Source organism: Umezawaea sp. (assembly GCF_036375055.1).
Classification (GTDB): Bacteria; Actinomycetota; Actinomycetes; order Mycobacteriales; family Pseudonocardiaceae; genus Umezawaea.
The window spans coordinates 19135-40044 of the sequence record NZ_DASUSQ010000115.1; the positions used below are offsets into that span (position 1 = coordinate 19135).

The 20910-nt window shown below is 74.3% G+C and carries 15 protein-coding genes; 7 read left to right on the forward strand and 8 right to left on the reverse strand.

What is annotated here, in order from left to right; all coding sequences use genetic code 11:
• Positions 1–29 precede the first annotated feature (29 nt).
• The gene (gene mptB, locus VFZ92_RS29555; protein WP_330879345.1) at positions 30–1520 is read left to right on the forward strand and encodes a polyprenol phosphomannose-dependent alpha 1,6 mannosyltransferase MptB; all 1491 of its coding nucleotides are present in this window, start codon (positions 30–32) and stop codon (positions 1518–1520) included.
• Positions 1513–3015 (forward strand): apolipoprotein N-acyltransferase, encoded by a 1503-nt coding sequence (lnt, locus tag VFZ92_RS29560; protein ID WP_330879346.1) that lies wholly within the window; start codon positions 1513–1515, stop codon positions 3013–3015. The genes mptB and lnt overlap by 8 nt, the downstream gene beginning before the upstream one ends.
• Positions 3016–3031: 16 nt before the next feature.
• Here the strand turns inward: lnt and VFZ92_RS29565 are convergent, their stop codons facing one another.
• On the reverse strand, positions 3032–4192 hold the full coding sequence (locus VFZ92_RS29565; RefSeq protein ID WP_330879347.1) for a beta-ketoacyl synthase N-terminal-like domain-containing protein: 1161 nt from the start codon (positions 4190–4192) through the stop codon (positions 3032–3034).
• Positions 4193–4620: 428 nt separating this feature from the next.
• On the opposite strand from VFZ92_RS29565, the gene VFZ92_RS29570 reads away from it, so the two are divergent.
• Entirely contained in the window at positions 4621–7341 is a 2721-nt protein-coding gene (locus VFZ92_RS29570; RefSeq protein WP_414720050.1) for a sensor domain-containing protein, read from the forward strand.
• A gap of 100 nt (positions 7342–7441) precedes the next feature.
• Here the strand turns inward: VFZ92_RS29570 and VFZ92_RS29575 are convergent, their stop codons facing one another.
• Positions 7442–7837 (reverse strand): DUF5997 family protein, encoded by a 396-nt coding sequence (locus tag VFZ92_RS29575; RefSeq protein WP_330879349.1) that lies wholly within the window; start codon positions 7835–7837, stop codon positions 7442–7444.
• A gap of 58 nt (positions 7838–7895) precedes the next feature.
• Between VFZ92_RS29575 and VFZ92_RS29580 the strand changes: the two genes are divergently transcribed.
• The 3 genes from VFZ92_RS29580 (at position 7896) to VFZ92_RS29590 (ending at position 13421) form a co-directional block, all read left to right on the forward strand.
• A complete protein-coding gene (locus VFZ92_RS29580; RefSeq protein ID WP_330879350.1) occupies positions 7896–8636 on the forward strand; it encodes a LysR family substrate-binding domain-containing protein in 741 nt (246 codons plus the stop codon).
• Positions 8637–9084: 448 nt separating this feature from the next.
• Positions 9085–10392, forward strand: coding sequence for a M28 family metallopeptidase (locus VFZ92_RS29585; RefSeq protein WP_330879351.1), 1308 nt, complete (start codon positions 9085–9087; stop codon positions 10390–10392).
• A 452-nt stretch (positions 10393–10844) separates the two neighbouring features.
• A complete protein-coding gene (locus tag VFZ92_RS29590) occupies positions 10845–13421 on the forward strand; it encodes an ATP-binding protein (RefSeq protein ID WP_330879352.1) in 2577 nt (858 codons plus the stop codon).
• Between the two features lie 45 nt (positions 13422–13466).
• Here the strand turns inward: VFZ92_RS29590 and VFZ92_RS29595 are convergent, their stop codons facing one another.
• The 5 genes from VFZ92_RS29595 to VFZ92_RS29615 form a co-directional block, all read right to left on the reverse strand.
• On the reverse strand, positions 13467–14834 hold the full coding sequence (locus VFZ92_RS29595) for a permease prefix domain 1-containing protein (RefSeq protein WP_330879353.1): 1368 nt from the start codon (positions 14832–14834) through the stop codon (positions 13467–13469).
• Positions 14831–15205 (reverse strand): PadR family transcriptional regulator, encoded by a 375-nt coding sequence (locus tag VFZ92_RS29600; protein WP_330879354.1) that lies wholly within the window; start codon positions 15203–15205, stop codon positions 14831–14833. Before VFZ92_RS29600 ends, VFZ92_RS29595 begins: the two co-directional genes overlap by 4 nt.
• A 156-nt stretch (positions 15206–15361) precedes the next feature.
• Entirely contained in the window at positions 15362–15988 is a 627-nt protein-coding gene (locus VFZ92_RS29605; protein WP_330879355.1) for a TetR/AcrR family transcriptional regulator, read from the reverse strand.
• A gap of 5 nt (positions 15989–15993) precedes the next feature.
• Positions 15994–17553, reverse strand: coding sequence for a hypothetical protein (locus VFZ92_RS29610; protein WP_330879356.1), 1560 nt, complete (start codon positions 17551–17553; stop codon positions 15994–15996).
• A gap of 259 nt (positions 17554–17812) precedes the next feature.
• Positions 17813–18973, reverse strand: coding sequence for an FAD-dependent monooxygenase (locus VFZ92_RS29615; RefSeq protein ID WP_330879357.1), 1161 nt, complete (start codon positions 18971–18973; stop codon positions 17813–17815).
• Between the two features lie 166 nt (positions 18974–19139).
• Between VFZ92_RS29615 and VFZ92_RS29620 the strand changes: the two genes are divergently transcribed.
• A complete protein-coding gene (locus VFZ92_RS29620) occupies positions 19140–19397 on the forward strand; it encodes a hypothetical protein (RefSeq protein WP_330879358.1) in 258 nt (85 codons plus the stop codon).
• Between the two features lie 9 nt (positions 19398–19406).
• Here VFZ92_RS29620 and VFZ92_RS29625 read toward each other — a convergent pair whose 3' ends face one another.
• Positions 19407–20864, reverse strand: a complete 1458-nt coding sequence (locus VFZ92_RS29625) for a protein adenylyltransferase SelO (protein WP_330879359.1) — start codon at positions 20862–20864, stop codon at positions 19407–19409.
• Between the last annotated feature and the right edge of the window lie 46 nt (positions 20865–20910).

The following is a 20910-nucleotide window of genomic DNA, read 5'->3' on the forward strand; positions in this document are numbered from 1 at the left end:
ACCCCTGCACCGCCCTGCTTGGAGGACGCATGTCGCTTTCCGCCGTGGACCGGCTCCCGCTGACACCGTCGGCGGTGGGCCGTCCCACCCGCTCGGCGCCGGACCGGTTCCGCTGGACCGGGTTCGGCGCCGTCGTGGTGCTCACGGTCGCGGCCTGGGTCGGGGTGGTGGCGTCCGGCGCGGCCGTGGTGCCGCTCGCCGCCGGGGTGGCGGGCGCGGGGGTGCTGGTGGTGGCGTGGGCGCTGCTCGGCCGGGTCGTGCTGTCGGGCAGGCCGCGACCGAGCACGCGCTGGCTGAGGAGGACGCTGGCCCTCTGGTGCGCTCCGCTGCTGGTCGCCCCTCCCCTGTTCAGCCTGGACGTGTTCAGCTACCTGGCGCAGGGCGAGGTCGCCGCGCGCGGCCTCGACCCCAACACCACCGGTCCCGCCACGGGGCTCGGGGCGGCCTCGGAGGTCGTCGGCCGCGTCGGCGAGCACTGGCGGGACACGCCCTCGCCGTACGGCCCGCTGTTCGGGGCGGTCGAACGGGTGGTCGCGCAGGTCTCGGGCGGGCAGCCGGTGGTGGGTGTGCTCCTGCACCGGCTGGTCGAGGTCCTGGGACTGCTGCTCGTCGTGTGGGCGGTTCCCCGGCTCGCCGCCGTGGCCGGGGCGTCGCGGCGCGTCGCGCTCTGGCTCGGGGTGCTCAACCCCCTGGTGCTGTGGCACCTGGTGGCCGGTGTCCACAACGACTCCCTCATGCTGGGCCTCATGCTCGCGGGGACGGTCGTCGCGCTGGAGGCGCTGCGGGAACGGGTCGACGGGTGGCCGTTCGCGCTCGGGGTCGTGCTCATCGCGCTCGGCGCCCAGGTGAAGCTGCCCGCTCTGGTCGCGCTGGCGGTCGTCGGGACCGCGCTCGCCCGCCGCCGGGGCGGGTCGGTCGGCGACTTCCTGCTCGCCGGGACCGGCATGGTGCTCGCCTTCGGGGCCGTGTCCGCCGCGACGTCGCTGGCGACCGGCCTCGGGTTCGGCTGGGTGCGGGCGCTCGGCACGTCCGGGCTGGTGAACAGCTGGATGGCGCCCACGAACTGGTTCGGCTTCCTCACCGGGGGCGTCGGCGCGCTGTTCGGCGCGGACACCACCCAGACCATGATCGGCGTCGGCAAGGTCCTCGGCTACGCGCTGGCCGTGGCGGGCATCGCGGTCGTGCTGCACCGGCAGTGGCGAGGCAGGCTCGACGCGGTGTCGTCCCTCGGGATGGTGATGGCCCTCGTGGTGGTGCTCGGTCCGGTGGTGCAGCCCTGGTACCTGCTGTGGGCGGTCGTCCCGCTCGCCGCGAGCGGGCTCCCCCGGCACGCGTGGGCGAGGCTCGCCGGGCTCGTCGCCGTCTTCGCCGTGCTCGTCCCGCCGCTGGCGGGGAACTTCTCCGGCCGCGTCGGCCAGCTCGTCGCGGGCTACGCGATCGGGATCGTCCTGGTGGGAGCGGCGTACCTGGTGCTGCGTCCGGAGAAGACCGCGCCCGAGAGGACCCGGACGCTTGTCTGAGGTCGCTCTCGCCCCGCGCCCGACGTCGCGCGTGCCCGACGTCGCGCGGTACGCCGCCGTCGTCGCGGCGGGCGCGCTGCTGCACGCCGCGTTCCCGCCCCGCGCGCTCTGGTGGGCGGCGGTCATCGCGTTCGCGCTGCTGTGGTCCGCCCTGCGCGGGGCGCGCGTCCGCCGGGCCGCGCTGCTGGGCCTCGTGTTCGGGTGGACGTTCTTCCTGCTCCACCTGGTGTGGATCGACGACTTCCTCGGACGCGACTTCGGGCCCGCGCCGTGGCTCGTGCTGGCCGCGGTGATGGCCCTCTTCACGTCCGCCGCGTGCGCGCTCGTGCCGCTGGTGGCCCGCCTGCCCGCCGCGCCGGTGTGGGCGGCGCTGCTGTTCGTGCTCCAGGAGTCGGCGCGCGGTCGCCTGCCCTTCAACGGCTTCCCGTGGGGACGGGTGGCGTTCGGCCAGGTCGAGGGCCCCTACCTGCGGCTCGCGGCGCTCGGTGGCGCACCCCTGGTGTCGTTCGCGGTCGTGGTGACGGGGTTCGGCGCGGCGGCGTGGGTCGCCCGGCCTCGGGACGTCCGCCGGGCGTGGCCGGTGCTGCCGCTGGTCGCGGCCCTGGCCGTCACGCCCGCCGTCGAGGCGCAGGACGGCGTCCGCACCGTCGCGGTGGTGCAGGGCAACGCGCCCGACGTGGGGCTGGGGCTGCTGGACCAGCGGGAGACCCTGCGCCGCAACCACCTGCGCGTCACCGCCGGTCTGGCCACCGCGATCCGCGCGGGCGAGGTGCCCGCGCCCGACCTCGTGGTGTGGCCGGAGAGCGCGACCAGCACCGGCGGCCACGACCCCGTGCTGGACGGGGCCGTGGCCGACCTCGGCGTCCCCACGCTGGTGGGCGCGCTGCGCCGGGTCGACGGGCAGCAGGAGAACGCCGTCATCGCCTGGGACCCGAGGACCGGCGCGGGCGCGTCCTACGCGAAGCGGGAACTGGTCCCGTTCGCCGAGCACATCCCGCTGCGGTCGCTCGCCGGGCTGGTCACCCCGTTCGCCGACACCCCCGACCTGCGGGCGGGCACCGAGCCCGGTGTCCTGGACGTCGCGGGCACCCGCGTCGGCGTCGGGATCTGCTACGAGGTGGCCTACGACGCCGTGCTGCGCGAGAGCGCCGCCCGCGGCGCGCGGCTGTTCGTGGTGCCGACGAACAACGCCTGGTACGGGCGCGGCGAGATGACCCACCAGCAGCTCGCGATGGCCAGGGTGCGCGCGGTCGAGCACGGGCGGGCCGTGGTCGTGGCGGCGATCAGCGGTGTGAGCGCGGTGGTGCGACCGGACGGCACGGTGGTGCGGTCGACCGGCGTGTTCACCGAGGACACGCTCCTGGCCACCGTCCCGCTGCGCTCGGACACCACCCCCGCGACCCGGTGGGGCGGGCTGCTGGAAGCCCTGTTCGCCCTCGCCGCGCTCGCCGCCTGCGCGGTGGGCGCGCGGGTCGGACGCCCCGCGCGCCGGTGACCGGCTCCGTGGACGGTCAGGCGGGGGGCGCGAGCACGATCACGGAGTTGTGGCCGCCCATCCCGAGCGACGACTTCACGGTGATGCCCCCGGTGATCGGCGACGGTCCGTCCAGGAGCCTGGGGTGTCCGGGAGCGACCGTCGGCGGCGCGGGCACCAGGCCCCGGTCGTAGCCCAGCGCGGTCACCGCGACCTCGACCGCGGACGCCGCTCCCTGGCAGTGGCCGGTCAGCGGCTTCACCGAGTAGACCTCGGTGTCCGCCGGGAACATCCGGTCCAGCACCGTGGCCTCGGCCAGGTCGCACTGCGCGGTGCCCGGCCCGTGGGCGTTGAGGTAGCGCACGGCCGAGGCGGGCACGCCCGCGTTGGCCAGCGCGTCCTGGAAGCAGGCCGTGACGTGGGCGAGGCCGGGGTCGATCGAGGTCGCGTGGTAGGCGTCGTGCGACATGGCGCCGCCCAGCGTCATGGCGTACGGCCGGTCGGCCCGGCGGGACAGGACGAACGACACCGACGCCTCACCCATGATGAAACCCCTGCTGCCCTGCTGGAACGGGCGGCACGCGTCCAGCGGCTCCGCGTCGGTGATCGCCACGCCGAGCCGGACGAAGTGGGACACGTTCTCCGGGGTGAGCGACAGGTCGGTGGCCACGAACACCACGTCGTCGACGAGGCCCGCGTCCAGCCAGGACTTCGCGGTGATCAGGCCCGCGTTGCCGGAGGCGCACATCGCGGAGACGTTCATCGCCGGGCCGTGGAAGCCGAACTCCTGCATGAACGTGGACATCGGGGTGGACGGCATGAGCGCCAGGTACTCCCGCACGGGCAGCTCGCCGCCGCGGGTGGTGTAGAAGTCGCGCCACAGGTCGACCTCGCCGAGGACGACCGCGTGCAGCAGGCCGACCCTCCGACCGGGACGCCAGCCCCGGTCGCCCGCGTCCCGAATGGCCTCCCGCGCGGACGCGCGCATCGCTCGGGCGAACCGGGTCTGGCCGTCCTGCGGGTCGCCGCCGTCGGGGACGCGCGCCGCCCACACGGCGGCGCCGGGGTCCAGACCGAGACCGGGGACCACGGTCGCGGCGGGCGTTCCGCTCAGCAGGCCGTCCCACAGCGGTTCACGCCCCCACCCGTACCCGCTGACGACACCGATGCCGCAAATACCCACGCCCTGCGCGTCCATTCCGCTCCCTCCCCGAGTCGAGGACCGACACCACCGGCACCGGACCGCGACGGGCGTTCCGCCGAACGGAGCAGGGACAGCGCTGCGGACTCGTGTTGACCGGTGGCGTGAAACCGCGACACGCCACCCGGATGCGCCTGAGCACACCGTTCACACCGCCAACGCCCTTGATGGTAACGGTGTCGGAGGCCGAGCAGGACACGTTCGAGGGCCGCCTGAACGCTCCGATCCACAGTGGACCGCTCCCCCGTTGATCACCCCGGATGTCCACCCGAGCACCCGGTCACAGCGAGGACCCGCTATAACGACACACCGTGTGCTGCGGTTGGGTGGGTTTTGCGCGGACGATGTAGTAGGACTCCACGATGGCAACGCCACGGCGAATCGGACGCGACACAAGGCCTGGGAGCCACGACGTGAAGGAGCTCATGGGCGTCGGATCGGACCACGAGGTGGTGGTCGAGCTGGCGCTGTCGGCCGGGCGGGCCGTTGCCTGGTGGTTCGACGTCTCCACCGACACCCTCGCCTGGATGCCGGGTCTGGGTGAGATGGTGGGCGTGCCGGGTTCGGACGAGAATCTGGTGAGGGCTCGTCTGTCCGAACTGGTCGCCCCGCTGACGGTCGCCGCGAAGGCCGCTCCGGTGTGGCAGGACTACGAGCTGGAACAACCGTGCGAGACGCCAGGAGGAGCCATCCGCTGGATCCAGTTCCGGGCGCGTGTCTCGGGCGAGTCGGACAGCAGGCGCCTGGTCGGCGTCGCCACCGACGTGACCGAGCAGCACCAGCAGGAGCAGGCGCTCACCGACCTGGCCGAGCGGTACCGGCTGCTCGTCGAGCTGTCGCCGGAGGCGATCGTCGTGCACGAGGCCGGGCTGATCGTGTACGCGAACCCGGCCGCGGTCCAGTTCACCAGGGCGGGGTCCGCCTCCGAGCTGCTCAACCGCCCGATCACCGACTTCGTCCACCCGAACTCGGTGTCGCCGATGCTGCACCGCATCTCCGAGTTAGGCGCGCCGGGCGCCACGAGCGACCCGGCTGAGGCAGTCCTCCTCCGGTTCGACGGCGGCACCCTCGACGTCGAGTCGGTGTCGGTGCGGACCACGTGGGAGGGACGCCCGGCGTTCCAGGTGATCATGCGCGACGTGACCGCCCAGAAGGCGGCAGCCGCGGCCCTGCACTACCAGGCGGCCCTGGTCGCCCACGTCAGCGACGCGCTGGTGGCGATGACCGCCGACGGTCTCGTGACGAGCTGGAACCCGACGGCCGAGACCGTGTACGGCCGTCCCGCGAGCGAGGCGATCGGGCAGCCGATCGAACGGGTGGTCGCCGCTCCCCTGGACCCCGTGTCCATCCTGGAGTCGGGCGGCGTGGAGCAGGCCGTCCACCACCGGGCCGACGGCGCCCCCCTCGCGGTCCGCGTGTCGGTGGCGCGGATGGACGACGGGTACGTGCTGGTCTGCGCGGACGAGACCGCGCGCAGACGGGCCGAGCAGCACTTCACCACCGTGGTGGCCGCCCTGGAGGAGGGCGTGATCGTCGTGGGGCCCACCGGACTGGTCGAATCGGCCAACCCGGCGGCCGAGCGCATCCTCGGGGTGAACGCACAGGAGATCGTGGGCCTGCCGACGACGCTGGCCGAGCTGTACGACGAGACCGGCGCGCGCCTGCCCGCCGCGAACTACCTGTCGGCGCGCACGCGGCTCACCGGGGAGCCGCAGAACGGGCGCATCCTCAGCCTGTCCAGGCCGGACGGAGCCCGCATCTGGCTGTCGCTGAGCTGCCACGCCCTCGACTCCGGCGGTGAGGGGCCGAGCGCCGTCGTCGTGTCGTTCACCGACATCACCGAGCGCAGGATGCTCGACGGGATGCTGGAGCACGAGGCCACGCACGACGCGCTGACCGGCCTGTTCAACCGGACGGTGATCATCGAGCGGCTCAGCGGGGCGTCGAGGAAGCACCGCTCGGGCCGGACGGCGGTCCTGTTCATCGACCTGGACAAGTTCAAGATCATCAACGATTCGCTCGGCCACAGCGCGGGCGACAAGGTGCTCCAGGTCCTCGGGGCGCGGCTGAGCCGCGGCGTCCGCCGCGGCGACGTCGTCGGCAGGCTCGGCGGCGACGAGTTCGCCGTCATCGCCCACGGCACCGCGGGCCCGGAGGAGGCCACCGCGCTGGCCGAGCACATCCGCGGCGCGCTGAACGAGCCGATCACCGTGGACGGTCGGAACCTGCACATCGACGCGAGCGTCGGCATCGTGATCGCGGACCAGGACGACCCGCGCGACGGCGCCGACCTGCTGCGCGACGCCGACCTCGCGATGTACGAGGCCAAGACGCGGGGTCGGGGGCGGCACGCGTTCTACGACGTCGACCTGCTCGAACGCACCCAGCGGCGGCTCCAGCTCGAACAGGACCTGCGCGAGGCGCCCCGCCGGGGCGAGCTGTGGGTGGCCTACCAGCCGATCGTGGACCTCCGCACCGGCCGCACCACCATGGTCGAGGGCCTGCTGCGCTGGACGCACCCCCGCTACGGCCTCATCCCACCCGTGGAGTTCATCGGGCTCGCCGAGGAGAGCGACCTGATCAACATCATCGGCGTCCACATGCTCCGCACCGCGACCAGGGGGGTCGTCGAGCTGCGGGCCCGCCACGACCCGGACCTCCAGCTCGCCGTGAACCTGTCCGCGCGCCAGCTCGACGACCCCTACCTGGTCACGGCCGTGCGGGAGGCGCTGCGGACCGCCGACCTGCCGCCGAACGCGCTGTACCTGGAGATCACCGAGAGCGCGCTGATGCGCGACCCGACCATCGCCGCCCGCACGCTCGCGGCGCTGCGGGACCTCGGTGTCCGGCTCGCCATCGACGACTTCGGCACCGGGTACTCCTCGCTCGCCCAGCTGCTGACGCTGCCGCTGGACACGCTCAAGATCGACCAGTCGTTCACCACCGGGCTCGGCAAGTCCGCCGACGCGGAGGCCATCGTCACCAGCATCATCGCGATGGCGCACGCCGTCGACCTCACGGTGGTCGCCGAGGGCGTCGAGCACGAACTCCAGCTCGACGTCCTGCGCAGGCTGGGCTGCGACCAGGCCCAGGGCTACCTGCTGGGCCGTCCGGCCGCCGAACCCGACCTGGACCGGGTGTTCTGACTCCGCCGGGCGGGCCGCGCGGCCCGCCCGGCGGAGTCACCGTCCAGACCGGACCCGAGAGGGGGCTCCCGGAGGACGGTCGAGCGCCGCACCCGCCGGATCAGGACCGCGGGCGCTTGGCGGGCTCGACGGGCCGTTCCCTCAGGCGCGCCTCCTCGCGGCGGACGTCGGCCTGCGTGGCGCGCTCCTTGCGCAGCCAGGACGGGATGTCCGCCTTCAACGCCTCGATCTGCTCGGTCGTCAGGGCCTCGGTGACACCGCCGCGCACCAGGCCGCCGATGGAGACGCCCAGCTTGGTCGCGACGACCGACCGCGGGTGCGGCCCGTTGCGCCGGAGGTCGCGCAGCCACTCCGGCGGGTCGGCCTGGAGGGCGTTCAACTCGTCGCGCGAGACGACACCCTCCTGGAACTCCGCGGGGGTGGCTTCGAGGTACACACCCAGCTTCTTCGCCGCTGTCGCGGGCTTCATCGTCTGGGGGGTCTTCTGCGACTTCATGGGGGTCAGGGTATCGGGCCCGTCCGCCGCTCCCGGTCACGCCCGGTAATCTGACCTCGTGACCGGCTCGGACGTACCCGCACCCTTCAGGCTCGCCTACGTCCCCGGCGTGACGCCCAGCAAGTGGGTGCGGATCTGGAAGGAGCGGTCGCCCGACGTCCCGCTGGTCCTCGTCCCGGTGTCCGCCGCGAACGCCGCCGCCGCGGTGCGCGACCGCGAGGCCGACGCCGTGCTGCTGCGGCTGCCGGTCGACCGGACCGGCCTGCACGCGATCCCGCTCTACACCGAGACGACCGTGGTGGTCGTCCCGAAGGACCACGCCGCGGCCTCCGCCGACGAACTGTCCACCGAGGACGTCGCCGACGACGTCGTGCTGCACCCCCTCGACGACGCCCTCGACTGGGACGGGCCGCCCGGCCGCCCGGCGATCTCCCGCCCCGCCACCACGGCCGACGCCGTCCAGCTCGTGGCGGCGGGCATCGGCCTGCTCGTCGTCCCCCAGTCCCTCGCCCGCCTGCACCACCGCAAGGACCTCACCTACCGGCCGCTCACCGACGCCCCCGAGTCGCGGGTCGCGCTGTCGTGGCTGGAGGACGAGACGACCGACCTGACGGAGCAGCTCATCGGGATCGTCCGGGGCCGGACCGTCAACAGCACGCGCGGCCCGGCGTCCGCGCCCGCTCAGCCGAAGTCCACGGCCGAGGCCCGCAAGCCCGCCGCGAAACCCGCCCGCAGGACCCCGCAGCGCGGCGCCACCCCCAAGGCGGGCAAGCGCGGGAAGCCCCGCCGCCGGACGTAGCGGCAGCCCTGCCCCGGCCGCGGGGGGTCACCGGGCGGGCACGGCTCCGCAAGGCCCGCTGAACGGCCACGCCCCGACCACCACCGCGGACGCCGTCGCCACCGCGTCCCGACTCCCCCGCCACCACCGGCGTGACCTGGTCGTGGCGCTCCCCAGGGTCAACGTCGGCGTGCCTGCCGCGCGACGGCGCTCGTCGTGTCCACCGTGACCACCCGAGACCTCACGACCGCCACGGCCCCGTCGCGGGAAGAAGGTGCACCGCGCGCCCTCCGGCGGCGTCCGAAGCGCGGTGCCCCGTCCGCGAGAGCTTATTTCAGTCAACACTGAAGCCTTCACGGACACCGACAGCTCCGACTCCGCCGAATGCGCCACGACGAACGCCGCTACCGCTCCCGGCGTCCAGCCCGTTAGCTCGAACACGGCTTTCCCTATCCCTGCGGAGGCAGCCTTGTTCTCGAAGAGATCCACGACACCGCTGGTGGGCGTCCTGCTGCTCACCGGTGCCCTGCTCAGCCCGCTGACGGCGACGGCGGCACCCGCCGTCGCCCTGGCCGCGCCGGACATCCCGGTGGCCAACGTGCGGGCCCACCTCAACGACCTCCAGGCCATCGCGACGAGCAACAGCGGCAACCGGGCGCACGGCAGGCCGGGGTACCGCGCGTCGATCGACTTCGTCAAGGCGAAGCTGGACGCGGTCGGGTACCAGACGTCGTTGCAGCAGTTCACGTCCAACGGCGCGACCGGCTGGAACCTGATCGCCGACTGGCCGGGCGGCGACCCGCAGAACGTGCTGATGATGGGCGGCCACCTGGACAGCGTCAGCGCCGGTCCGGGCATCAACGACAACGGGACGGGGTCCGCGGGTGTCCTGGAGGTCGCGCTGACCGTCGCCCGCGAGCAGTTCCAGCCGCAGAAGCACCTCCGGTTCGGCTGGTGGGGCGCGGAGGAGCTGGGCCTGGTCGGGTCCACGTTCTACGTGAACAGCCTGCCCGCCGCCGAGAAGGCGAAGATCAAGGCCTACCTGAACTTCGACATGACCGGCTCGCCGAACCCCGGCTACTTCGTCTACAGCGCCAGCGGCCAGCCCACCGGATCGCTGGAGGTGCAGCAGGTCCTGGAGTCGCACTTCGCCGGGATCGGCGTGCCGACCGAGCTGACGCAGGTCGGCGGCCGGTCCGACCACGCCGCCTTCGCCCGCGCGAACATCGCCACCGGCGGCCTGTTCACCGGGGCCGAGGTGGTCATGACCAGCGCGCAGGCGCAGAAGTGGGGCGGCGTGTCGGGCCGCGCGTTCGACCCGTGCTACCACCGGTCGTGCGACACGATCACCAACGTCAACGTCCCCGCGCTGGACCGCAACACCGACGCCATCGCCCACGCGCTGTGGACGCTGTCCGGGGCGGGCACGCCGCCCGGTCCCCGCTTCGAGAACCAGACCGACGTGGCGGTCCCCGACCTGAGCACGGTCGAGAGCCCGATCACCGTCTCCGGCGTGACCGGCAACGCCCCGGCGGCGCTGGGCGTGGGGGTCGACATCACCCACACCTACCGCGGTGACCTGGTGATCGACCTCATCGCGCCGGACGGCACCTCGTTCCGGCTGAAGGGGTCCGGCAACGACAGCGGCGACGACGTCGTCACGACCTACTCGGTGAACGCCTCCGGCGAGGTCGCCAACGGCGTGTGGAAGCTGCGCGTGCAGGACGTCGCCGCGCAGGACGTCGGCCGGATCAACGGCTGGTCGCTCCAGTTCTGACGCGGGGCCGGGTCCCGTCGCGCCACGGCTCGGCGGGGCCCGCCCAGGTGGTCCACCGTCCACGGAGGACTCCCGGATCGGTGGGAGCGGGCGGGCGCCGCGCGCCCACCCGCTCCCCACCACGGGTTCGGACCTCCGGGAGGAGCCGATCCGAACCCGACCCGTCCGGTGCGCGCCCCCCAGAGCTGCGCACACCGGCTCGCGGCGGGTGCCGCGCGTCCCGTCGAGCCACCGGGCCGGTGGGACGGCCCGTGCTCGCCGCGCGCACCCCGTGGCGGTCCTCCGCTGCCGTCGTCCTCCCTCCCCGGAACGAGTCGGGCGTCGGACTGGACCGGTGCCGGTGGTCCTCACCGGTCCGCTGCCGACGATGCCGCACGGCGGCCGGTCGGGGTGATGTTCCGACCGAACCCGAACGCGGTATAACGGGGGCGGACGATCACCTCGGGAGGACCATGCGATCGCCGCGCGAACCGGAGGACCCGTTCGCGGTGCTGCCGGACCCCGGTCGGGCCGAGACCCTGGACGACCTGGTGGACCGGTTGCGGTCGCTGAAGGTCTGGGCGGGCGACCCGTCGTACGGGACCATCAAGGACAGGGTCAACGCGGCGTGGACGGCCGCGGGCAGACCCGCGGGCGACCTGGTGGGCAAGACGACCGTCGTGGACTGCTTCCGGTCCGGTCGCCGCAGGCTCAGCACCGACCTGGTCCTCGCGATCGTGTGGACGCTCCACCCGGACGAGGGCTACGTCGCCCAGTGGCGGCAGGCCCTCCGGGTGATCAGCGGGGAGATCAGCGCGGCGGCGCAGGTCCGCGTCCGGGACGCCCTTCCCCCCGACCTCGCCGGGTTCACCGGCCGCGCCGCCGAGCTGGACCGGCTCGACCGGGTGCCGAGCGGTGACGGCGAGCCGGTGGTGATCTCCGCGATCGAGGGCATGGCGGGCGTCGGCAAGACCCGGCTGGCCGTCCACCACGCGCACCGGCTGCTGCGGCGGGAACCGTTCGACCGGGTGCTGTTCGTGGACCTGCGCGGGTTCCACCCCGACCCGGCCCAGCCGCCCGCCGACCCGGCCGCCGTCCTGGACGGGTTCCTGCGCCTGCTCGGCGTTCCCGGCCACGAGGTCCCGCACGACGTCACCGAGCGCGCCGCCGTCTACCGCGACCGGCTCGCGGGCACCCGCGCGCTCGTCGTCCTGGACAACGCGGCCACGGAGGACCAGGTCCGCCCCCTGCTGCCGGACTCCCCCGGTTGCACGGTGCTGATCACCAGCAGGCGCCACCTCACCGACCTCAAGCCCGCCCACCACCTCGCCGTGGACGTGTTCACCCCCGACGAGGCGCGGTGGTTCCTCGGCGACGCCGTGCCGGACGTGCCGGTCGGGCCGAGCCAGGACGCGGTCGACCGGATCGCCGCCCGGTGCGGCCACCTCCCGCTGGCACTGGGCCTGGTCGCCGGGCACATCCGCGGCACACCGGACTGGACCCTGTCCGACCACGCCGACCGGCTGGACGAGCGCCACCGCGACCGCAGGCTGGAGGGCGGGGTGGAGTTCGCGCTCGACCTGTCCTACCGGAACCTGCCCGCCCAGCGGCGCAGGCTGCTGCGGCTGGTCGCCCTGCACCCCGGCCAGGACTTCGACGCGCACGCGGCGGCCGCCCTCGCCGACACCGGCCTGCGCACCGCCCGCACCGAGCTGGACCACCTGTGCGACGAGCACCTGCTCCAGGCCACCGCGGGCAGGAACGCGTTCCACGACCTCGTCCGCGCCCACGCCGCGCTGCGGGCGGGTGACGAGGACCGGCCGGCCGAGCGCCGGGCGGCCCTGACGCGCCTGTTCGACCACTACCTGGCCACCGCGTCCGCCGCGATGGACACCCTGTTCCCGGCGGAGGCCCACCACCGGCCGAGGGTCGCGCCGCCCGCGACACCGGCCCCGGACCTGTCCGATCCGGACGCGGCGCGGGACTGGTTGGACACCGAGCGCCCCATCCTCGTCGCCGTGGCCGCGCACTCGGCCCACCACGGCTGGCCGACCCACGCCACCCGGCTGTCCGCCACGCTGTTCCGCTACTTCACCGGCGGCCACTTCGCCGACGCGGTGGCCGTCCACGGCCACGCCCGGCACGCCGCGAGGATCACCGACGACCCGACCGCGCAGGCTGCGGCGCTGACGAACCTGGGCGTCGCCCACCTCCAGATGGGCGGCCACGGGTCGGCCGCCGACTGCTTCGCACGGGCCCTCCCCCTGTTCCAGCAGACCGGGGACCGGGTGGGCCAGGCCCGCGCGGTGCACAACCTCGGCATCGTCGAGCAGCGGCTCGGCCGCCACGAGTCGGCGCGGGAGCACTACGAGCAGGCGCTGGAGCTGTGCGGGCTGACCGGTGACCGGACCGGTGAGGCCGGAGCGCTCAACGGCCTGGGGATGGTCGAGTTCCGGTTGGGCCACCACGAACCGTCGGCCGAGCACCACGCACGGGCGCTGGCGCTGTTCCGCGAGGTCGGCGACCGGATCGGCGAGGCCAACTCGCTGCTCAACCTGGGTGACGTCGAGGTGGCGCTGGACCGGTTCGACGCCGCGGCCGAGCACCTGGGGCAGAGCCTGGCGCTGTACCGGCGGCTCGGCGACCGCGACGGCGAGGCCTGGACGGTGGACAGCCTGGGCACGCTCGACCTGCGCCGGGGCCTGCCCGAGGCCGCGGCCGACCACTACGAGCAGGCCCTCCTCGTCCACCGGGAGACCGGCGAGCGCGACGGTGAGGCCGCCGCGCTGAACGGGCTGGGCGAGGCCGCGCGCGCTGCCGGGCGCGCGGCCGACGCCGTCACCCACCACGGCGCCGCCCGTGCCATCGCCGCCACCACGGGCGCCCGCGACCAGCTGGCCCGCGCCCACGCTGGTCTCGGCGTCGCCCACCAGGCCCTCGGCGACACCGCCGCCGCCCGTGAGCAGCACCGGCTGGCGCTGGCCCTCTACACCGACCTCGGGATGCCGGAGGCGGAGCTGGTCCGCGCCCGCCTCGCCGAGGCGGGGTGACCGCCGTGGGGGACGCGGTCCGGCCGATCGCGTCCCCCGCCGCGGTCAGAGGTAGCCGAAGACCGGCGGGAACACCAGGACCACGATCCACGCCCACACCGCGAACACCGGCAGGTAGGCGGTCTGCCAGCGTTCGAGCGCCGCGAACGGCGTGCGCCGCCGGATCAGGCCCAGCAGCAGCCAGGTCGCCCAGACGAGGTTGGCCAGCAGGATGACGTTCTCGCCGAGCGCCGCCGCCTTGTTGGGGGTGGTGCCGTACTCGGTGATGCGGCCGGTGATCTCCAGCAGCACCAGCACGTCGATGGCCAGCGCGCTGACCACGAGCGCGAGCTGGAGCTTGTCGAACAGGCCAGCGGGGGCCAGCGGGTCGCGGGCGGAGATCGTGTAGAGCAGCAGCGCGAGCACCACGACCAGCAGCAGGTCGAACAGGATCAGCGCTTCCCGCTCGACGTCGATGCGCCCGCTGCTGATGCCGAACGCGACGAGGAACGCCAGCAGCACCAGGGTGAACAGCGGCGTGAACAGCCGGGTGAGCACCGGGGCGATGTTCTCGACGACGCTCTGCTTCGCCTCGACGAGCCAGCCCGCGACGACCACCGCGGCCATGCCTCCGCACGGGACGAGCCACTGGACGACGAAGGTCTCCGGGGAGATCCCGATGGCCTCGAACGTCCCGAACGTGAACGCGATCAGCACCCCGCCGCCGAGACCGATGAGGACGGAGTAGACGAACCACTCGCCGGTGAAGCGGACGAAGTCCATGCGGCGGCGCGGCGAGCGCAGGTCGTCGGACACGTAGGCGAGACCGACCGCGAACCACAGCGCGATGGGGAGGTGGATGCTGGTCAGCACCACCGACTGGGACTCCTCCCCCAGCGGGTAGGCGTTGGCCGCGACCGCGCCCAGCGCGAACAGCGCCACCAGCACGCCGATCACAGCCCTGGAGGCGTTGCGGCGCCACGCGAGGAACCCGGCCAGCCAGGGCAGCGCGAACAGGCTGATGTTCGGCGCGTAGAAGGTGCTGTCCTCCTCGAACGCCAGACCGAACAGCTCCGGCACCTTGATCGACACCGCGGCGCCCGCCGCGCAGGCGATCATCGCGAGCAGGTCGTTGCGCGACCGGGTGCTCGTGGCGGGGCCGTCGGTGTCACCGGTCAGCACCAGCTGCTTCCACAGCCGTTCCGAGTGCTCGCGGGCGAACTCGCGCGACAGGTCGTCCAGGCTGCCCATGCGCTTCACCGCGACGAGGAACGCCTCGTCGGCGTGCAGGCCCGACGCCACCAGCTCGTCGACGGAGCCCCTGAGGTGGTCCTCCAGCTCGTCGGCGTCGGGCTGCCGCAGCTCGCGGCGGCGCTGCACGTAGTGCCGCCACTGCGCGAACTGCTCCTCCAGCTCGTCCTGCCCCCCGGTCATGCCAGGCCTCCCAACGGGGTCGCGGTGAACGGCCTGGAGTCGCCGTGCCCGCGCCAGATCTCCTTGAGGGCGTCGACGACGGTGTCCCACTGCCTGCGCTGCTCGGCCAGCTCGGCCAGCCCGCTCTCGGTGATGCGGTAGTACTTGCGCCGCCGCTCGCCGGGGACGGACTGCCAGTTCGCCTCCACGTGCCCGAGGCGCTCCAGCCGGTGCAGCAGCGGGTAGAGCAGCCCCTCGGTCCAGTCCAGCTCCCCGCCGGACAGCTCGTTGATCCGCCTGAGGATGGCGTAGCCGTAGCTGTCCGCCTCGGCCAGGATCCCCAGCACCATCGGCGTCGCCGAGGCGGCCACAAGGTCTTTGGTGACTTTCACGCGTCCTGCTCCGTTCGATACCCTAGAAGTACTAGGCATAGTAGTTCTAGGTATCACTCAGCGCAAGGAAGCCCCTCCCCGGCGGGTACCGAGCGCACCGTCGAGGCCGCGGACCGGACCGCCACCACCGAGTGCGCGACGACGATCGTGCGGGGGTCACGACGACGACCTGCGCAGCGTGGCGCGCACCGCCGCGCGCGCCACCGGGCCGAGGTCGTCGATCACCTCCACGAGCACCGCCATGCGGTCCAGCGCGTCCAGCGCGGCCTGCGCGCCCACCGGTTCGACGCCCTCGAACAGCTCCAGGCCGATGAACCCCGCGCACACCGCGCGGGCCAGTCCGCCCGTGTCGACGAACGAGGTCAGCGGGGAGTCGGCCAGCAGCCGTTCCAGGGTCCGCTCGATCGGGTCGATCCACAGGTGCAGCGACGCCGAGGTGGCCTTGGCGAGGGTCGGGTCCGTCTGGGCGCCCGCAAGCACCTGGGCGAGCACCATCACGTTGCCCAGCGAGCGTTCCTCGACGTGCAGGCGGCGGCCGAGGTCCAGCAGCTCCCGCAGGGTGGTGACCTCGTCCAGCCGCTCCAGGAACGGCGCGACCCTGGCGCGGGTGGCGGTCACGCACGCCTGCTCGACCAGGTCGTGCACGCTGCCGAAGTGGTAGAACACCAGGGCCTGGTTGACCCCCGCCGCGGCGGCGATGGTCCGCGCGGACGTCCCCGTGATGCCGTGCTGCCGGATCGTGTGGATCGCGCCGTCGATCAGGCGCTGTCGGGTGTCGGCCATGGTGATCACGGTAGGCGCGCGGGTCGGCGGACCCGTTCCGGGCGCGCGCACAGGAACGGGCGGGCGAGGGCGAGGGCGGTCGCGGTGAGGCCGATCCCGACGTAGACCGGCGCCAGGTGGCCGGTGTCGTGGTAGTGGACCGAGCCGTGCACGACGACCGCGGGCAGGAACCCCGCGACCGCGGCGAGCGCGAGCGACCACCAGACCCACGCCTCGCCCCGGCGCCACCCCCACGCGCTCAGCAGCGTGATCGCCGCGGCGGCGGCCATCAGCGCGCCGCCGAACCCGGCCCGGTCGTGCGCGATGAACGACAGCAGCCGCGGGTTGGCGGCGGCCAGCTCCTCCGGACCGGTCCCGAGGAACTCCAGGTCGCTGGCGACGAACACGTCGGTGAGCCCCACCACCGACACCACCGCGCCGCCGGTGAACAGCCCGATCCCCGTGCACACCATCAGGAGTTGGCCCACCAGCGCGCGGCGGCGCTCGCGTTCGGGGCCCTCCTCCCCGATCGTCCAGCGCGGCCTGTCCGGTGCGCGGTGGACGGCGACCAGGAACATCGGGAACAGCACGACGGCGACCGCGGTGTGCAGCGGTTCCACGAACCCGAAGCCCAGGAAGTACAGCAGCGTGGGGAAACCGATCCACCCGGACGCCAGGTAGGCCTCGCGCGCCCACGGCCAGCCCCGCCGCACACCGCCGACGGCGAGGCCGACGTAGAGCACGCCGATCGCGACCATCGTGCCCGCCATGGTGATCCGGTCGTGCTGGAGGAAGCCGACCAGGTGGTGGTTGACCGCGTGCAGCTCGTCCACGCCTGCGCCGAGGAACGCGCGGTCGTACCAGAGCAGCACCGGCCCGAGCGTGATCACGGCGGCGCCCAGGCCCGCGCCGACCATCCCGAGGCCGACCAGCAGGCCCCACCACCACGCGGGCCACCGCCGGGGGTCGAACCCCTGGCCGCGCGGCGGGGGCGCGGGATCGGTGGGGGTCGCCGCCTCCACCACCCTGGCGAACCAGCCGGGTCCGGCCGCCACCAGCACCGACGGCGTGGCCAGCACCACCGCGGCCGGGTCGGCGAGCGCGTCGACGGCGGCCTCCACGCCGGGGTTCGTCACGTGGAGCAGGTTCGGAGCCGGTCCGGTCAGGACGGCGTCGACGTGCGGTGCCAGCGCGGCCACGACGGCCGCCGCGTCCGGCCCGACCGCGCGCACGACGACCGGGACCCGCCGCCCGCGCGCGGCCTCGACGACCGCGGGGACGTCCGCCGGACCGACCGGCGCCACCTCGACCAGCCCCGCGCCCAGCGGCGGCAGCGCCCGCACGGCGTCCCGCGCCGCGCTGGGCGGCACCACCGCGCCGAGCCTGCTGCGCACCGGCACCCCGGCGACCGACCCGGCCAGGCGCGCGGGCGGGTGCCGGTGCCCGAACCCCCTGGCGATCAGCCGTCCACCGCCGGGCAGCGAGCCGACGGCGGCCAACGTCCGCAGCGCGACCCGCCGCGACCGCCGTGCGCCGAGCAGCGCGGCGGCGATCCCGCGCAACGGCTGGTAGGTCCAGTCGGGCACTAGCCGTTCCTTTCCGGCGAGGTCCGCGGGGCCACGGCCGCCTGCGGGGACGTTCCGCGACGACCACGCCCCGCGAGCCGAACGACATCCGCACCGAACCCGCCCGAAGACGCGACACCGCACCGAACCCGCGACGCCGCGCCGCGACGACCACGCCCGGCGAGCCCAGGCCGGGTCGTTCCGCGACGACCACGCCCCGCGAGCCCAGGCCGAGCCGACCGGCCGACCAGCACCGAGGTCCGCACGCGACGACCGGCCACTAGAGACCCACCCCCTCCGCCGAGCGGGGCGGTGTCCAGTCGAGGACCGGTGCCATCGCGCGCAGGGTCAGTGCGGCGGGGACCAGCCGCGCGGCCAGGTCGCGGGCCGCCACGGCGGGCGGCCACGTCCAGCGGGTGACCGCCGCCAGCCGGGCCGAGCGGCGGACCACGGCCTGGGTCCTCGGACGGCGTTCGGCGTCGTAGGCGGCCAGTGCCGCGTCGACGTCCGGGGTCGCGGCGAGGCGGTCGGCGAGCGTCACCGCGTCCTCCAGCGCCTGGCACGCGCCCTGGCCCAGCATCGGGTCCATCGCGTGCGCCGCGTCGCCGAGCAGCACCACCCGACCGCGCACGAACGTCGACAGCGGCGGCAGGTCGTGCACGTCGTGGCGCAACAGCCGGTCCTCGGGCATCGCGGCCAGCAGCGCGGGCACCGGGTGCGGCCAGTCCGCGAAGCGGCGCGCCACGGCACCGGGCTCGTCCGCACCACCCTCGGGCACCACGGCCGCCGCGAAGCAGTAGAACCGCCCGCCCGGCAGCGCCGTGTACCCGAACCGCTCGCCGCGCCCCCACAGCACGGCGCCGTCGGGGCGCGGGTCGGGCAGCGGGTCGGTGATCGTCCGCCACGCCGTGCACCCGCTGTAGCCGGGCTCGCGCGCCTCCGGCCAGCACGACCGCCGCACCGCGCTGCGCAGGCCGTCCGCGCCGACCACCAGGTCCGCCCGGACGGTCCCGCCGCGGTGCTCGACGACGGCGGCGTCACCGTCCGCGCGCACGGCGCGCACCTCGGCGGCCGGGTGCGGCACCGACGGCGGCAGGGCCTCGACCAGCACGCGCACCAGGTCGGCGCGGTGCACCACGAGGAGCGGCCAGCCGTGGCGCCGCGCGATCACGGCGTTGTCCAGCCGGGACAGCCAGCGCCCGGTGCGGTCGCGCACGCCGCCCGCCGCCTCCACCGCGCCGATCGCGCGCACCCGGTCGGCCAGGCCGAGCGCGACGAGCGCCCGCATCGCGTTGGGCCACAGCGACAGCCCCGCGCCGACCTCGGTGAACTCCTCCGCCCGTTCGAGCACCACGACGTCCCACCCGGTCCGGTGCAGCGCCACCGCCGCGGCCAGTCCGCCGATCCCGCCGCCCACCACGACCGCACTGCGCCCGCCCATGCGCTCCCCCTCGGTTGAGCGACTGCTCAAACGTGAGGATAGGCCGATTTGAGCGACCGCTCAACCAGTGGGGGTGGTGCGAGCCCGGTCACCTGGTCCAGAACGCTGTAACCAGTCGGGCGGTGCCGTCGATAGAGACCAGACCAGCGACGGAAGGGCTGTGGTGATGCGTTGCGCTCGCGTTGAGGTAGTCCTGTCCTTCGCGTTGGGGACGCTGCTGGTCTGCGGCGTCGTCAACGCGGTGGTGGCCGTGCTCTGGTCGACGTGGTGGCTGGGCGGGGTGGGCGGGGCGTGCCTGGCGGCCGCGCTGGCGGTGGGCGCCCAGTGGCTCCGGCACGGCGGTCGCCGCGGTGCGCGCCGGGCGCTCGACGCGCCGTCCGACCAGGCGGGGTCGGCGATCGGCAAGGTCACGACCGCCGCGTGAGCACGGGGCTCAGGTGCCGCAGAACGTCCGGTACGTCGTGGCGAAGTCCTCCGGGGCCGGGGCCGCGTAGCGCTCCAGGCCGGGGCGTTCGCCGTAGGGCGCGGTGACCGCCTCCAGCAGCCGTTCGAGCGGCTCCTGGTCACCCTCGGTGGCGGCGGAGAGGGCCTCCTCGACGAGGTGGTTGCGCGGGACGTAGACGGGGTTGACCCGGTCCATCGCGTCGGCGTCCGGGGCCAGCGCCCGCCAGCGGGCCAGCCACGCGTCGATCCCGGCGAGGTCGAGGAACACCCCGCGCACCCGTTCGACGTCGCCGCGCGCGGCGGCGCCCAGCCCGCGGTAGAACGACGTGTGGTCGACGTGGTTCTCCCGCAGCAGCGCGAGCAGGTCGTCGACCAGCGCCGCGGCGTCCACGCCGCCGGGCAGGCCGAGCTTGGCGCGCATCCCGGCCGACCAGGCGCTCTCGTACCGCTCGCGGAACGTGCCGAGCACGTCGAGCGCCAGGGCCACCGCCTGCTCCTGGTCGTCGGAGAACAGCGGGAGCAGCGCCTCGGCGAGGCGGGCGAGGTTCCACTGGGCCACACCGGGCTGGTTGCCGTAGGCGTAGCGCCCGCCGTGGTCGATCGAGCTGAACACGGTGGCCGGGTCGTAGGCCTCCAGGAACGCGCACGGCCCGTAGTCGATGGTCTCGCCGGAGATCGTCGTGTTGTCGGTGTTCATGACCCCGTGCACGAAGCCCACGAGCATCCACCTCGCCACCAGCGACGCCTGGGCCGCGACGACCGCCTCGAACAGCGCGAGGTGCGGACGGTCCGCGTCCGCGGCGGCGGGGTGGTGGCGGGCGACGGCGTGGTCGGCGAGCCTGCGCAGCAGGTCGACGTCGTCGGTGGCCCGCGCGTACTGGAAGCTGCCGACGCGCAGGTGGCTGCTCGCGGTCCGCGCGAGCACGGCCCCCGGCAGCACGGTCTCGCGGCGCACCGGGCGGCCGGTCGCCACCACGGCCAGTGAACGGGTCGTCGGGATGCCGAGCGCGTGCAGCGCCTCGCTGACCACGTACTCGCGCAGCATCGGGCCGACCGCGGCCAGGCCGTCGCCGCCGCGCGCGAACGGCGTGCGCCCGGAGCCCTTGAGGTGCAGGTCGCGGGGGTGGCCGTCGGCGTGGACGAGTTCGCCGAGCAGCAGGGCGCGCCCGTCGCCCAGGCGCGGCGAGTAGTTCCCGAACTGGTGGCCCGCGTAGGCCTGCGCCACCGGGGTGGCGCCGTCGGGTACCTGGTTGCCCACGAGCAGGCGCACCCCGTCCGGACCGCGCAGCCAGTCGGTGTCGAGGCCGAACTCGGCCGCCAGCCGCTCGTTGAGCACGAGCAGGCGCGGCTCGGGAGCCTCCTCGGCCTGCCAGGGAAGGCTCATCTCCGGTAGTTCACGGGCGAACCGGTCGTCCAGGGTGACGGTTGACGGCGGTGCGGTGCTCACGGCTTCCACCGTACGGGGTCCGCGTCGACGAGCACGTGCGGTCCGA